The sequence below is a fragment of the Pirellulales bacterium genome, from assembly GCA_019636335.1.
GTDB lineage: Bacteria > Planctomycetota > Planctomycetia > Pirellulales > JAEUIK01 > JAHBXR01.
This window is the reverse complement of record JAHBXR010000049.1, coordinates 1-12,611: the sequence shown is the minus strand read 5'-3', so window position 1 is coordinate 12,611 and position 12,611 is coordinate 1. Positions and strand designations below refer to the sequence as shown.

The 12,611-nt window shown below is 63.2% G+C and carries 14 protein-coding genes; 10 read left to right on the top strand and 4 right to left on the bottom strand.

Translation table 11 applies throughout. The features are described from left to right. Window positions 1-776: 776 nt before the first annotated feature. Entirely contained in the window at window positions 777-1,190 is a 414-nt protein-coding gene (locus KF708_24700) for a hypothetical protein (GenBank protein MBX3415904.1), read from the top strand. 171 nt (window positions 1,191-1,361) lie between these two features. Here KF708_24700 and KF708_24695 read toward each other — a convergent pair whose 3' ends face one another. Beyond that, a complete protein-coding gene (locus KF708_24695) occupies window positions 1,362-2,117 on the bottom strand; it encodes a prolyl oligopeptidase family serine peptidase (GenBank protein MBX3415903.1) in 756 nt (251 codons plus the stop codon). 192 nt (window positions 2,118-2,309) lie between these two features. Between KF708_24695 and hpt the strand changes: the two genes are divergently transcribed. From hpt to KF708_24680, 3 genes are read left to right on the top strand one after another with little or no spacing between them, the layout of a single operon-like run. Continuing rightward, window positions 2,310-2,846, top strand: coding sequence for a hypoxanthine phosphoribosyltransferase (gene hpt / locus KF708_24690; protein ID MBX3415902.1), 537 nt, complete (start codon window positions 2,310-2,312; stop codon window positions 2,844-2,846). Further along, entirely contained in the window at window positions 2,843-4,027 is a 1,185-nt protein-coding gene (locus tag KF708_24685) for a glycosyltransferase family 4 protein (protein MBX3415901.1), read from the top strand. The genes hpt and KF708_24685 overlap by 4 nt, the downstream gene beginning before the upstream one ends. Next, window positions 4,024-5,127 (top strand): glycosyltransferase, encoded by a 1,104-nt coding sequence (locus KF708_24680; protein MBX3415900.1) that lies wholly within the window; start codon window positions 4,024-4,026, stop codon window positions 5,125-5,127. Before KF708_24685 ends, KF708_24680 begins: the two co-directional genes overlap by 4 nt. Window positions 5,128-5,154: 27 nt before the next feature. Here KF708_24680 and KF708_24675 read toward each other — a convergent pair whose 3' ends face one another. Continuing rightward, a complete protein-coding gene (locus KF708_24675; GenBank protein MBX3415899.1) occupies window positions 5,155-6,258 on the bottom strand; it encodes an ABC transporter permease in 1,104 nt (367 codons plus the stop codon). A gap of 309 nt (window positions 6,259-6,567) precedes the next feature. On the opposite strand from KF708_24675, the gene KF708_24670 reads away from it, so the two are divergent. Next, a complete protein-coding gene (locus KF708_24670) occupies window positions 6,568-7,776 on the top strand; it encodes an SGNH/GDSL hydrolase family protein (protein MBX3415898.1) in 1,209 nt (402 codons plus the stop codon). Between the two features lie 246 nt (window positions 7,777-8,022). Here the strand turns inward: KF708_24670 and KF708_24665 are convergent, their stop codons facing one another. Further along, window positions 8,023-8,463 (bottom strand): response regulator, encoded by a 441-nt coding sequence (locus KF708_24665; protein MBX3415897.1) that lies wholly within the window; start codon window positions 8,461-8,463, stop codon window positions 8,023-8,025. A 315-nt stretch (window positions 8,464-8,778) separates the two neighbouring features. On the opposite strand from KF708_24665, the gene KF708_24660 reads away from it, so the two are divergent. Then, window positions 8,779-8,916 (top strand): hypothetical protein, encoded by a 138-nt coding sequence (locus KF708_24660; GenBank protein MBX3415896.1) that lies wholly within the window; start codon window positions 8,779-8,781, stop codon window positions 8,914-8,916. Between the two features lie 150 nt (window positions 8,917-9,066). Continuing rightward, on the top strand, window positions 9,067-9,990 hold the full coding sequence (locus KF708_24655; GenBank protein MBX3415895.1) for a cache domain-containing protein: 924 nt from the start codon (window positions 9,067-9,069) through the stop codon (window positions 9,988-9,990). A 232-nt stretch (window positions 9,991-10,222) separates the two neighbouring features. Here KF708_24655 and KF708_24650 read toward each other — a convergent pair whose 3' ends face one another. After that, entirely contained in the window at window positions 10,223-10,327 is a 105-nt protein-coding gene (locus KF708_24650) for a helix-turn-helix domain-containing protein (GenBank protein MBX3415894.1), read from the bottom strand. A gap of 369 nt (window positions 10,328-10,696) precedes the next feature. On the opposite strand from KF708_24650, the gene KF708_24645 reads away from it, so the two are divergent. The 3 genes from KF708_24645 to KF708_24635 form a co-directional block, all read left to right on the top strand. Continuing rightward, window positions 10,697-11,638 (top strand): DUF1559 domain-containing protein, encoded by a 942-nt coding sequence (locus tag KF708_24645; GenBank protein MBX3415893.1) that lies wholly within the window; start codon window positions 10,697-10,699, stop codon window positions 11,636-11,638. A gap of 47 nt (window positions 11,639-11,685) precedes the next feature. Further along, window positions 11,686-12,360 (top strand): hypothetical protein, encoded by a 675-nt coding sequence (locus KF708_24640; GenBank protein ID MBX3415892.1) that lies wholly within the window; start codon window positions 11,686-11,688, stop codon window positions 12,358-12,360. Window positions 12,361-12,400: 40 nt separating this feature from the next. Continuing rightward, window positions 12,401-12,611 (top strand): transposase (locus tag KF708_24635; protein ID MBX3415891.1); only part of this gene is annotated, 211 nt, incomplete at its 3' end.

Sequence of the window (12,611 nt, the reverse complement as noted above, 5' to 3'; positions counted from 1 at the left end):
ACGCACGAGCAATTACCATGGTCAGTACCTTTCAACTGACAAAAACAACCAGACTTCTCCTGGCGCACCTACGACACGACGACACGACGGATCAAACAATCGTAACCCGAAGCGTCAGCGAGGCAGGTCCAACGCAACCTTGTCCGCAATCTGCGTCCATCTGCGAAAATCTGCGGATCCACAGATGCACGCAGATGAACGCAGATAGGGAAAACGGTATTTCGCGCTGGAGGCGGAGAGCGAGCCCTTGATCGGCGCGGGCAGAAGTAGGTCAGGTACCCTGTACCTGACAAGGTTCGACGTGCCAACTCGATCGAGTGTCAGGTACGGGGTACCTGACCTACTAGGTTCGACGCAGCCAACCCGAAAGAGCATCAGGCACAAGCAACCGCGTCGTGCCGTCGTGGTAAATCAAAACGGTGTGAACCACGACGGCACCAAGACACGACGGATCAATCAATCCCGGAGCGCGAAGCGTCAGCGAGGCAGCACCTCGATCGATGCTTGTTCCAGGAATCTCCTCGCTGACGCTTCGGGTTGAGATTTCTCAGGCGCGCAATTTCAAACAAGTGTCCGAAAGATTGTCTACAAAAAGGATCGTCGCTCCAGACGATTGCCTGCCGGGCGATTTCAAAAAACTCCGCCGGCCGATGAGGGGATTTGCCACCGTTTCTCGCTTTCTCTTCCAGAGACTTGAATGACTGGTCCGAATGGCCATTCTTGGCCGGGGGAGGGCCGGGATGTGGACCCTGCCTCTGGTTGCAAGGAGAGCGAGCATGTCCGCGGTGCAAGAACTCGATTTCGCCTGGCTTGAATCCGCCGTGAGCAAGCCGACTCGTGCGTCTGTCGAGAGGCCAGGTCCGTTCGCCAGCCGTGCTCCGGCCCTTCACACGACGGCCCCGTCGGTGGCAGACCGGTCCCTCGCCATGTGCGGTGGCTCACACACACCGAGCGACGCCGGACGACCGCGGCCTTCCATCTTTGGCGCCCTTTGTTTTCACGGTTCGTCGGCACTCGTCGCCTTGGCGATGGTTTGCCTGGCGCAGGAGTTGTTCGACATGGATCTCGTGCGGCCGAGCGATTCCGTCGGATTTGCCGCGCTGATCGTCCCGTTCGGTGGTTCGCTCATTCTGTCGACCGTCATGCTGACGGTGAGTACATTGCGACGCACTGGTGTTCGACGCGGCTAGTTCAATCGATTGTCAGGTACAGGGGTACCTGACCTACAAAACTGGAAAACGCCGCTATCGCAGTCCGTCTTGCACGAAGGCGAACGACAGGAACACTAATTCGCACTAATCGACACTAATCCCAACGATTAGCGGAAATTAGTGCCGATTAGTGTTCTTTGGCGATTGATTTCACACCACGCGCAGGCGCTCGCGTTCCAACTGCTCGGCGATGAAGCCGACTGCCTTGGGCGCCATGCGGTTGTAGTATTCGAACCCGTGGCCGCCGCCGGTGGTGTCGAGATCGCAAGTGAAGGGGATGCCGAGGGCTGCGAGCTTGGTGGTTAATCGCTCGGCGCTTTCGTGCCAGCGCTCGTCTGCCGGGTCGCAGCAATAAAAAAGATGTCGCGGCCAGTTCAGCGGGTGAACGTGCAGCGTGGCCGTATCCTGGCGAGCCTGTTCCGGATCGTCGTACATCTCCCACAACGTCTCGTCCCCCTCTTCCTCCATGCGCGTGTAATAGTCGATCGCTGGCGAGATACCCGCCACGACCGGGAAGAGCGCCGGATACTTGAAGGCGAAGCGCAGCGCCCCCTGCCCCCCCATGCTCGTTCCCAAGAGTGCGATCTGCGTGGGCTTCGTGTCCCAGCGGCGCTCGATCTCGGGCAACACGTTGTCGAGCAGGTGGCGCTCGGCGGTGAGTTGCGGATCGAACTCCGTGCAGATGCGGTTCGTCCACCAGCTCCGTTGGGTCAGGGGAGCGATGACGCGCAGCCCATGCCGGGCGAACTCGGCCGAGAAGGCCGCATTCTCGACCAGCCGGTTCAAATGGACGCCGTGCAGATAAACCACCACGAAGCCGTGGGGGCTGGGCTGCGGTGGCTCGTACACGTCGCACGGATGTCCCGCGACCTGGGTCTCGCTCCACGTGCCTGGGATGCTGCTCAAGGGATAGGACCTCGAAATCGGGTGAAACTGGCGTACCAGTCAGATCATGCCGGTAGGGCCGCTCGGCGACAAGCGGTGGCTGGGGAGTGGGCAGGGGTCAGTGGGTAGTGGACAGGGGTGTTGATCTCAGGGCGGCGCGCCTAAAATACCGGCTCGTCCGTTTGCCATCGCCGCGCCGTTCGAGGTTCGACCGTGAAGATTCTGCTGCCGGCCGCCGACATCAGCCAGGGCGTGGCGCGACTCGCACGCGAAATCACGCTGGCCTACCAGGGAGAACCCCTGACCGTGGTGGGGGTGCTCACGGGGAGCATGGTGCTGCTGGCCGACCTGATTCGCCAGATCGAGCTGCCCATGCAGGTGGGGTTGGTGCAGGCGCGCAGCTATCGCGGAAATGCCACGCGGCCTGGAGCCCTGGCGATCAATGCCCAAATGCTGCCCGATCTGCGCGGCCGCAACGTGCTACTGGTCGACGACATCTTCGACACGGGACGTACGCTGTTCGAGTTGCTGGTGCAGTTCGACGAGCTCGGTCCGGCGTCGATTCGCACGGCGGTGCTGTTGCGCAAGCGGGGGCGCGTCGAGGTCGAGTACGAGCCGCACTTCGTCGGCTTCGACATTCCCGACGAGTTCGTCGTGGGCTACGGGCTCGACTTCAACGATCATTATCGAAATCTGCCGTACGTGGCGGCGCTCGAGCCGCACGAGCTGGCGCCGGAGTCGCCCCTGTGACGCCCCCGCGGCTGGTGCTCGTGACACGGCGCTTCTGGCCGCTCGTGGGTGGAGCAGAAGCGATGATGGCCAACCTCGCGGCCGGCTTTCGCCAGCAGGGGGCTAAGACCACGATTCTTACCGCGCAGTGGCAGTCCGACTGGCCCCGCACGGTCGAACACCAGGGGGTGCGCGTCGAGCGACTGCCGCAGCCCCGTATCCGCTGGCTGGGGACGTGGCGCTACCTGCGGGCCCTCGACGATCGCCTGCAGTCCGCGGCCGATGAGATTGACCTGATCTACGTCTCGATGCTCAAGCACGACGCTTACGCCGCTGTCCGAGCCGCGCGGCGGATGGGTGTTCCCGTAGTGCTGCGTGCCGAAGGGGCCGGCGCCACCGGAGACGTCCACTGGCAACTCGAGGCGAACTTCGGCCGCAGGATCAAGCGGCAGTGCCTGCGCGCGGCGGCGTTCGTGGCCCCCAGCCCAGCCATCGAGCGCGAGTTGATCGCCGCCGGCTACCCACGCGAGCGGATTCATTTCATTGCGAACGGCGTGCCCGTCCAGCCGCTGCGCGATCCGGCCCAGCGCGAAGAGGTGCGCAGTTGGCTGGCCCGCTCGCAGCCGGGCCTGTACGTGCATCCCGGCGCCAAGCTGGCGGTCTATACCGGGCGGCTGCACGCCTCGAAGGGGCTCACCCATCTCATCGAGGCCTGGCATACCGTCGTACGGCACGATCCGACGGCGCGACTCTGGCTCGTGGGCGAAGGGCCCGAGCGCCCGCAACTCGTGCGTCTCATTCGCGAGCTGGAGTTGAACGGCAATGTCGTGCTGGCCGGCGCGTTCGATCAGGTCGACGACCTGCTGGCCGCGGCCGATCTGTTTGTGCTCCCGTCGCTCGAAGAGGGGATGTCGCTGGCGCTGCTCGAGGCGATGGCGGCCGGCCTGCCGGTCGTGGCGACCGACATTCCGGGCAATCGGCTGTTGATCGAATCGGAACAGCAGGGGTTGCTCGTTCCGCCGGCGGCGCCGGAGTCGCTGGCACAGGGCATTCGTCGCGTGCTCGATTCGCCCCAAGGGGCCGCGGTGTGGGGCGCGGCGGCCCGGGCCCGCGTCGAACGCGAATTCTCGCTCGATCGCTGCCTCGCCCGGCACCTAGAATTGTTTGCCCACTTGATAGACTCGCAGGCGAGGAAGGCGTGAGCCGTCGCATCGTTCAGATCATTCCGACCCTGGTTCGCGGGGGAGCCGAAAAGCAGCTCGTGCTGCTGGCGCAGGGCCTGGCGCGCGCCGACTTCGACGTTCACGTCATCACGCTCACCGCGGGGGGCCCGCTGCGTGCCGACCTCGACGCCACGGGCATTCCCGTCACGGCCATCGACAAGCGCTGGAAGCTCGATCCCGGCGCACTGCAGCGCCTCACTCGAGAGCTGAAGCGATTGCGGCCCGACCTGGTACATACGTGGCTCTTCGCCGCCAATGCGTATGGGCGTGCCGCGGCGCTCCGCGCGGGAGTGCCCCACATCGTCGGCGCGGAGCGTTGCGTCGACCTGTGGAAGGCATGGCACGAGCTGGCGATCGATCGCTACCTGGCCCGGCGTAGCGATCGGGTGGTGGTGAACTCGAGCGGCGTGCGCGACTTTTACATCGGCAAGGGCATCGCAGCCGACAAGTTCGCGGTCATTCCTAACGGCGTGCCGCCAGCGCCGCCGAGCGACGTGACGCGCGAGGCCTTGCTGGCCGAGCTGAACTTACCCCCGGATGCGAAGCTGATCGGCGCCGTGGGACGGCTCTGGCCGCAGAAGCGTCTCAAGGATCTGATCTGGGGGGCCGACATCCTCAAGGTGATCCGCGAGGACTTTCACCTGTTGATCGTCGGCGAAGGTCCGCAGTTCGACCGGTTGCGACGTTTCCGCCACAAATGCCAGATCGACGACCGGGTTCATTTTCTCGGCCAGCGGAACGATGTCCCGCGGCTGATACCGCATTTCGACGTGTTGTGGCTGGGCAGCGCCTATGAAGGGCAGCCCAACTCGGTCATGGAGGCGATGTCGGCCGGGGTGCCGGTCGTGGCGACCGACATTGCAGGGACGCGAGATCTCGTCGTGCCGGGCGAGACGGGCTATCTGGTACCGGTCGGCGATTGCGCGGCCTTTGCCCGCCACACCGACCGACTCTTCAACGAGGTCGAGCTGGCGCGCCGCCTCGGCAGTGCCGGCCGCGCACGCATGCTGCGCGAGTTCAGCGTGGAGCGGATGGTGGAGCGCCACATCGCGCTCTACCGCGAGCTGCTCGGAGGGTAGAACGGCACGCCATGAACGTCGACGGCGCTACTCGAGCCGCTTCTGAAAACGCAGCGTGCTGCCGACAAAAATCACCACGGCAAACAGCCCCAGCATGGCGCTCTGATGCCACAAGTCGGCCGCATCCGCTCCGCGCAGGATGATGCCGCGCAGGATCTCGACGTAGTATGTCACGGGAATCAACGTCGAGAGGAAATAGATCGGCAGGGGCATCGATTGCCGCGGAAAGACGAATCCGCTGAGTAAGACTGACGGGAGCATAATGAGCAGCGCCATCTGCGTGGCCTGCGCCTGATTGGTGGCAATGGTCGAGATAAAGATGCCCAACCCCAGGCTCGGCAGCAGAAACAGCGCCGAGAGAGAAAGCAGCAGCGCCAGATTGCCCACGATCTCGACGTGGAACACATAACGCATCAGGGCCAGGATCAAGACCGTCTCGACGAAGCCGATCACGGCAAAGGGAATGAGCTTGCCGAGCATCAAGGCCCAGCGCGAGACGGGAGTGACCATCAATTGTTCCATCGTCCCCCGCTCGCGCTCGCGCACGATGCTGAACGACGTGAGAAAGACGGTGGTCAATTGCAGGATGATGCCGACGAGGCCCGGGACAAAAAAGTGGGCGCTCTCCATGTTCTCGTTGAAGAGCATCTTGGGTCGGAGATCGATGGGCAGGCTGCCGCCGCGTTCGATCATTCCGGCCAGTGCCTTGTGAAAGGCGATGCCGTTGGCCACGTTGAGCGCCTGGCTGCCGACGTTGTTGTTCGATCCATCGATCAGCACCTGTACCTGGGCCGAGCGGTGGTTGAGCAGATCGTCGGAGAAACGCGGGGGGATGACGATCCCCACCTGGGCTCGCCCAGCCACGATGGCTGCCCGCACGCCCGCCACGTCGGTGGCTTCTTCGACAATGTCGAAGACATCGGTCGCCGCGAACTCGTGCAGCAGCTCGCGGCTGCCGGTCCGGCGATCGGCATTGAAGACGACCGTGGGAATGTGCCGGACATCGGTATCGATGGCAAAGCCGAAGACCAGCATCTGGATGCAGGGAATCACGAACACGACCCGGGTGGCGGGGTCGCGCCGGACCTGGATCACTTCCTTATAGATAATGGCTTTCAGACCGTCGAGCATCGGTGCGGATCGATCTTTTCGGCGCGAAAATGCCGGCGGGACAGGACCTTGCGCCGACGGCCGTGCCCACGGATAGGACGCGAACCATTTGATTGCTTCGCAACTAGAAATACAATGGAGAGATCGCACTGGCGGGGGGCGCCGCTTGCCAGGGTTGCAGGTCGCCGGCACTTCGACCGGCACAAGCGACCTTTTACAGCTTCGCAGACAAGCGGGCAGATTCTCTCGAACCGGTAACGACCTTTGCCCAGCGCTCCGGCTCCAGCCAAGCCTTCTCTCTCGGTACCGCGCCGCTCTTGGCGCCGCGGATTGTTGCTGCGCGCCGGCAGCGTGCTGGCCGGCTTGTTCGTGGCGGTATTGCTGGTCGAGGCCGCTCTCTGGCTGTTCCAGATCGAACCGGCGCGGATCCGCACCAAGCTGTTGCTGATCAAGGCCGACTCGAAGCCGATGCTCACCTACGGGTGCTACTCGAGCAATCCGAACGGCGAGTTTCGCGCCCTGCCCGACACGAGCGAGGGGCGGTGGATCTTGATCAACAACATGATGAAAATCCGCGAGCTGCCGCTCGAGGAGTTATCGCAGACACCGTGGTGCGTCGAGTATCGCAATTCGCAGCTTGGCATCCGCGACCGCGACTACAGCGTGAAGCCTCCGCCCGGGGTGCTGCGCATTCCCGTCTTCGGCGATTCGTTCGTCCTGGGCGAAGGGGTACAGATCGAGAAAACCCTGACGCGTCAGACCCTGCAACATCTCGGCCCCGAGAAGTTCGAACTCATGAATTTCGGCTCGTCGGGTTGGAATACCCGGCAGGAGCTGCAAGCACTCGAGACCAACATACCTCAGCTGCACGCGAAGCGAGCCATCGTGGTCTTCACGGCCAACGACGTCGAGATTACGCATGAGCTCGAATCGCGGCAGGAGTTCATCAACGACCTGATCAATATCCGCGACGAGCACCTCGAGCAGCACGAAGCCGAAGCTTGGTACAACGGCCCGTCGCGGCTCGTGCGTTTCGTGGGGAGCAATCTCGAGATGCGCCGGATCGGCAACGAAACGATCCAGTGGTACAAGGACATGTACGACGAGCGCTACAACCAGGCGAACTTGCTCCGCTTCAATAGCTTTCTCCAGCGCATGGGGTCGCGCACCGATTGCCAGGTGGCGTACGTGCTGTATCCGCTGATGGAAGGCCTCGAAGGAACCTATCCCTTGGCCGACGTGCATGCCAAGGTAGCGCAAATGGCGAAGGCCGCCGGCATGCCGGTGCTCGATCTTGCCCCCGCCTTTCAGGGCCAGAAAACCAGCGACCTGTGGGTCCACGATTCGGACCACCATCCGAACGGCAAGGGACACGCCATTGCCGCCAAGGCGTTGGCCGACTGGCTCAAGACGCTGCCTGGCTTCCTCGATCTCCCGCCGGTGCCCGCCGCGGCGCCGCCGGTCGCACCATCGGCCGACGACTCCGTGCCCCCCGCGGCGGATGATGAAGAAGAAACGCTGCCGCCGGCCGGAAACTGACCGCGAAGCGGGCCTGGCGTGGCCTCCCGGATCGCCCCTCAACAGAGTAAGATGCCGTGCGCGGCGCTCTGCCGCGAGTGTATCCCGAAGGTTCCTGCCACGAGGTGTCGCGCGATGCTTTGGTCTTTGCTGGGCGTGTTGCTCATCACCGCCATTCTGCTCGTTTTGATTGGTATCACTGCCAAGGTAGTCCTGGGCAGTTAGTCGAGCAGCGGCCACGTCGCCAATTTTGCCTTGGCGCGCGGCTCAGATCGCGTTCCAGTGGCGCGCTTCGTCGATCGCCTGCTGCACGAGAATCAGCAGGGCATTGGGATCGTACGGCTTGCGAATGAAGTACTGGCATCCCGCCGCTCGGCTGCGGCGAATGATGTCGGGCCGTTCCATCCCGCTCAAGATAATCACCGGGATGTGGCACGTCTCAGGCGTGTCCGACAGTTGCTGGCACACGTCGAAGCCATCGATGTCGGGCAGTCGCAGGTCGAGCAGCACCAGGTGCGGGCGCTGCGTCTGGGCGATGGTCTGCCCGAGCCGGCCCGTGCTCGCCGACACGGTGCGGTAGCCCTGTTGTTCGAGCCGCTGACAAAGCACGTAGGTCTGATCGTCATCGTCGTCGACGATCAGGATCGTGAACGGTTCGGACACGGCACGTCGACGGAGCGACGCCTCGGGCAGCAGATGCGTGGACATAGTTCGATCGCAGGCGGGGGCTGATTTCGGCAGCGCGGGGTCAATCGTCTGCCGAGGTGGGGTTCGTTCGTGCGCAGCCCGGCGAAGTCGAGGAACCCTAGGTCGCGCGCCGCCGCGTGTCAAATTCTCAACACGTAGCAAAAGCGAAACGCCCGGCCCCGCACCTGGCGCCCTTCGCTTATCCCGTACGGACGGCATAACCGCGCGGACGCGGGGCGCTTGTCTGCCGTTCGCGGCGATTTAGAATGAGCGTTTTGGCTGCGCCGGGTGAGTTGGCTCGCGCAGGGCTTCTTTTCTCGCATGAGGTAGCAAGGCATGGGTGGCCCGATTGTACGTACTGGCGCAACGCCGGAGTTCTCGAAGGGTTGGGAGCGAATCTTCGGCAAGCCGAAGACGTCGGCCGCGGCGGCTCCCAAGAAGGGGAAAAAGCCCGCCAAGAAGGGGAAGAAGTAGCATTCCGCTCCGGCGACGTCCGGCCCACTGCCCCCCGCGCCGCGGTTTGCTCCCCGCCCGGGAGCGACCTATCCTTGCCGCGCCACCTGCTGCGCTCGATGTTCGAGCAGCGGCCGTCGTCGAGTGGCGTCTCGCGGAGGGCTTTTTTTCATGCGTCGCCAGATCTCGCTGGTCGTATTGTTCGCGCTCGCCGGGGCGCTGGGAACTTCGCTCACGCTCCAGGCGGCCGACCGGGCCGACTCGGCCGCGCCCCAGGGCGCGCTGATGGAAAGCCCGGCAGTGCGCGACGTGGTCGAGCTGGTGCGCAAGGCTGCCGAGCTGGTGCGTGCCGAAGGTGAAGATGCCTTTGGTCAATTCCAGGTGCAGGGTGGCCCCTGGTACCACGGCACCACCTACATCTTCGTGAACGACCTGGAGGGGGACGTCCTGGTCGACCCGAACCGACCGGAACTGCAAGGCACGAACCAGATCGGCCTCGAAGACCAGGAGGGCCGCCCCATCGTGCAGATGATGCTCGAAGAGGTCGCCGGCCCCGAGAAGGAAGGCTGGGTCCATTACCTCTGGCCCAAGTTCGCTCTCAGCGAGCCCTACTGGAAGAGCAGCTTCGTGATCGGCGTGACCGCTCCCTCGGGCAAGCAGTACGTGGTCGGCAGCGGCCTTTACGACGCAGGTCCGCAAGGCGTCTTCGTGATCGATACGGTCAACGAGGCCGTGACGCTGCTCGAGAAGGAAGGCCGCGCAGCGTTCAACACGTTCCGCGAACCGAACGGTCCCTTCCGCTACTACAACACGTTCGTCTATGTCTTCGACGACAAGGGAGTGGAGCTGGTCGACGGCGCCTTTCCCGCCTTTGAAGAACAGAACCTGCTCGACTATCGCGATCCGGATGGGCAGTATCCCGTGCGCGAGATGATCGAAGGAATGAAAACCGCCAGCCAGGGTTGGCACAAATTCAAGGCGCTGGCTCCCGATTCGGCCCAGGTGGAAACGAAGCTCGACTTCGTGCGCAAGGTGCAACTCGACGGCGAGACCCTCTATGTCGGGTCGGGGCTGTATCTGCCCAAGCAAGAGTAATCGTGTATAAGCCACGAGGCGTACGGTTTGGCGAAGTAAACGTCGACGCCGGCCCGTTGGGCGAGCCGCTCGTGTTCGGCGAACTCATTGCCGTTATCGAAGGTCATCGTCCGTCGCGTCTGGGCAGGCAAGCCGCGAGGCCCACAGGGTGCGAAAGAACACTAATCGGCAATTGCGGTAGGGATGGCCCTTTTGGGTCACCCCTACCGCAATTGTTCCGTGCTTTTGCGCCTCATCGATCACGCCCCAACCAGCGTGCAATCTCCGACTTCGGAGTCTTCGTTTTGTTCCACCGGTAGAGGACTTGTCGTTCCTCGAACGTAAGATAACTTGCCATCGCTGGGCCTCCGTGCGAACGCCGAACTCTTGGTAAGACTCAGCATTCAAACGACCCAGCGATCTTTCTCCCACACCAATCAACACGCCCAGTGTTGCATTTGGATTTTGACTACGCCCCAGTCTAAAATGAGCCTCTTCTCCTTCATTCCCGTTTTGCCGCGCCACGAGCCCATCCATGCTTCCTCCTCCACGGCCCTCTTGCCGATGCCGGGCCGGTCGATCGTGGCGTGCCCTGGGGCACAGGTGGAAGTGGCGCGATTCGGGGCGCCGCCCCAGCCGTTTCACACCTCGCCATGCAGGGGTTTGGAATCAGCACGCAACGCGACGGCAGGATAACACCCGCCGTCGCACCCTACATGGTTTCACATTGGTCGAGCTGCTGGTCGTCATCGCGATCATCGGCGTGTTGATGGCGCTGGTGCTGCCGGCCGTGCAAGCGGCGCGCGAGGCGAGTCGTCGCGGCTCTTGTGCGAATAATCTCAAGCAGCTCGGGCTGGCCTTGCAGTCGTTTCACGACGCGAAGCAGCAATTTCCGCCGGGCCGCGGAGGACCGACGCCGCTGGTCTTTTCACCGCAGGCACACCTGCTGCCCTTCGTCGAGCAGAATGGCCTTTATCATCAGCTCGATCTGACTGCTTCTCCCACGAAGCTCGTGATCGCGGGTATCACGTACAGTGGCGCCGCGAACGCAGCGGCGGCGAACGAGGCGGTGGGACTGTTGCAATGTCCGAGTGATCCCGGCGCGGGGCGCATCCCCGGCACGGTCTTCGGCGGCACGAACTACGTGGCCAACGCGGGGAGCGGCGCCGTCGACCATGGCTCGCTGGTGCGCGCGGACGGCGTGTTCTTTCTGACCTCGGCCGTGCGCTTTCGCGATCTGTTGGATGGCTCGTCCCACACGGCGGCCTTCAGCGAACGCACACTGGGAAACGGCATGCCTCTGGCCGAATCGAGACCCTACGACGACCTGTACATTCTCGAGCTGGGCAGAAACGTCGACGTTTCGGTCTCGAATTGCGCCACGCAGGGGACTGGCTCGTGGTACTCGCAACGCAGCGGCAAGTGGATTCTGGGGAACTACGGCAACACGCTTTACAACCACTTCTACACGCCCAACTCGGCCACCTGGGACTGCATGAATCAGGCCCAACAGAAGGGCTTCCTGGCCGCTCGCAGTCATCATCCAGGGGGCGTGCAAGTGCTGCTCTGCGACGGCAGCGTGCGGCTGATCGCCGACCGCGTCGAAGCCTCGCTCTGGCTGGGAATCGCCACGCGCGCGGGTCGAGAAATCGTCTCGCTTGAGCCATAATAGGGGCACGACGCCCTTCGTTTTATTCTCTGCCTCGAGGATTCCGCATGTTGTCTCGCTTGCTGCCGTGGTCTTTCGTGTGCCTGCTCGGCCTGGTGTCCCCGCTCGTCGGCGCCGAAGGCAAGACCGATCTGATCGAGGGCATGCCCGCAGGCGTCGACGCGAGCATCGTGAAGCAGCTCGACCCGCGGCATGTGCGTATTCAACTCGACGATGGTGATGACCTGTGCGAGCTGTGGGTGGCCAAGACGTGGAAGACCGCAGGCGAGGAGGCGCCGGCCGAGGACTTCGCGCCGATCTTTTATCCACTTCAGCCGGGCAGTCTGATCGGCGTGCTGAAGGTCGCGCGTCCTTGTCTTGATTTTCGCGAACAGGAGCTGCCGGCGGGGGTCTACACGCTGCGCTATGCGTTGCAGCCCGATCTCGACGTGCATCACGAATCGCACGAGTCGCGTGACTTTTTGTTGCTGCTGCCGGCGAAGGAGGACAAGTCTCCCGACCCGCTGAGCGATCCCGACAAGCTGATCGAGCTGAGCGCGGCCGTCACGCTCACGACCCATCCCAGCATCATTCCGCTGGTCAAGCCGGGGGAAGTGGAGCGCGAAGAGCCGCTGCGCCGCGACGAGAAGGACCCGGACGGATGGCTGCTCTTGCTGCGAGGCGAGGATGCCCAAGGGACGAAGATCCCGCTCGAGCTGATCGTGATCAAGCCGGCGGAGTGAGTTGTTGCCGAGGATCGCTACCGGCACGAACAATCCTCGGATGAATCGGCACACCAACGCACTGGAACGACTCAACCGAGAACGGAAGCGCCGCACCCGAGTGGCGACGCTGTTCCCCAACGAAGACTCGCTGCTGCGATTAGTGACCGCCGTGCTCGTCACAATCAGCGACGAATGGGAAATAACCAAGCGTTACGGAAGAAATAAAGGGGACGGGAGTAGACTTTCGATGCAAACAACGACTCCCGTCC

Excerpts from the sequence above, each read along its gene's own strand:
- KF708_24660 (MBX3415896.1), top strand. The coding sequence starts at position 8,779 with ATGGGTGGCCCGATTGTACGTACTGGCGCAACGCCGGAGTTCTCGAAG.
- KF708_24675 (MBX3415899.1), bottom strand. The coding sequence starts at position 6,258 with ATGCTCGACGGTCTGAAAGCCATTATCTATAAGGAAGTGATCCAGGTC.
- KF708_24665 (MBX3415897.1), bottom strand. The coding sequence starts at position 8,463 with ATGTCCACGCATCTGCTGCCCGAGGCGTCGCTCCGTCGACGTGCCGTG.
- KF708_24655 (MBX3415895.1), top strand. The coding sequence starts at position 9,067 with ATGCGTCGCCAGATCTCGCTGGTCGTATTGTTCGCGCTCGCCGGGGCG.
- KF708_24650 (MBX3415894.1), bottom strand. The coding sequence starts at position 10,327 with ATGGCAAGTTATCTTACGTTCGAGGAACGACAAGTCCTCTACCGGTGG.
- KF708_24640 (MBX3415892.1), top strand. The coding sequence starts at position 11,686 with ATGTTGTCTCGCTTGCTGCCGTGGTCTTTCGTGTGCCTGCTCGGCCTG.
- KF708_24700 (MBX3415904.1), top strand. The coding sequence starts at position 777 with ATGTCCGCGGTGCAAGAACTCGATTTCGCCTGGCTTGAATCCGCCGTG.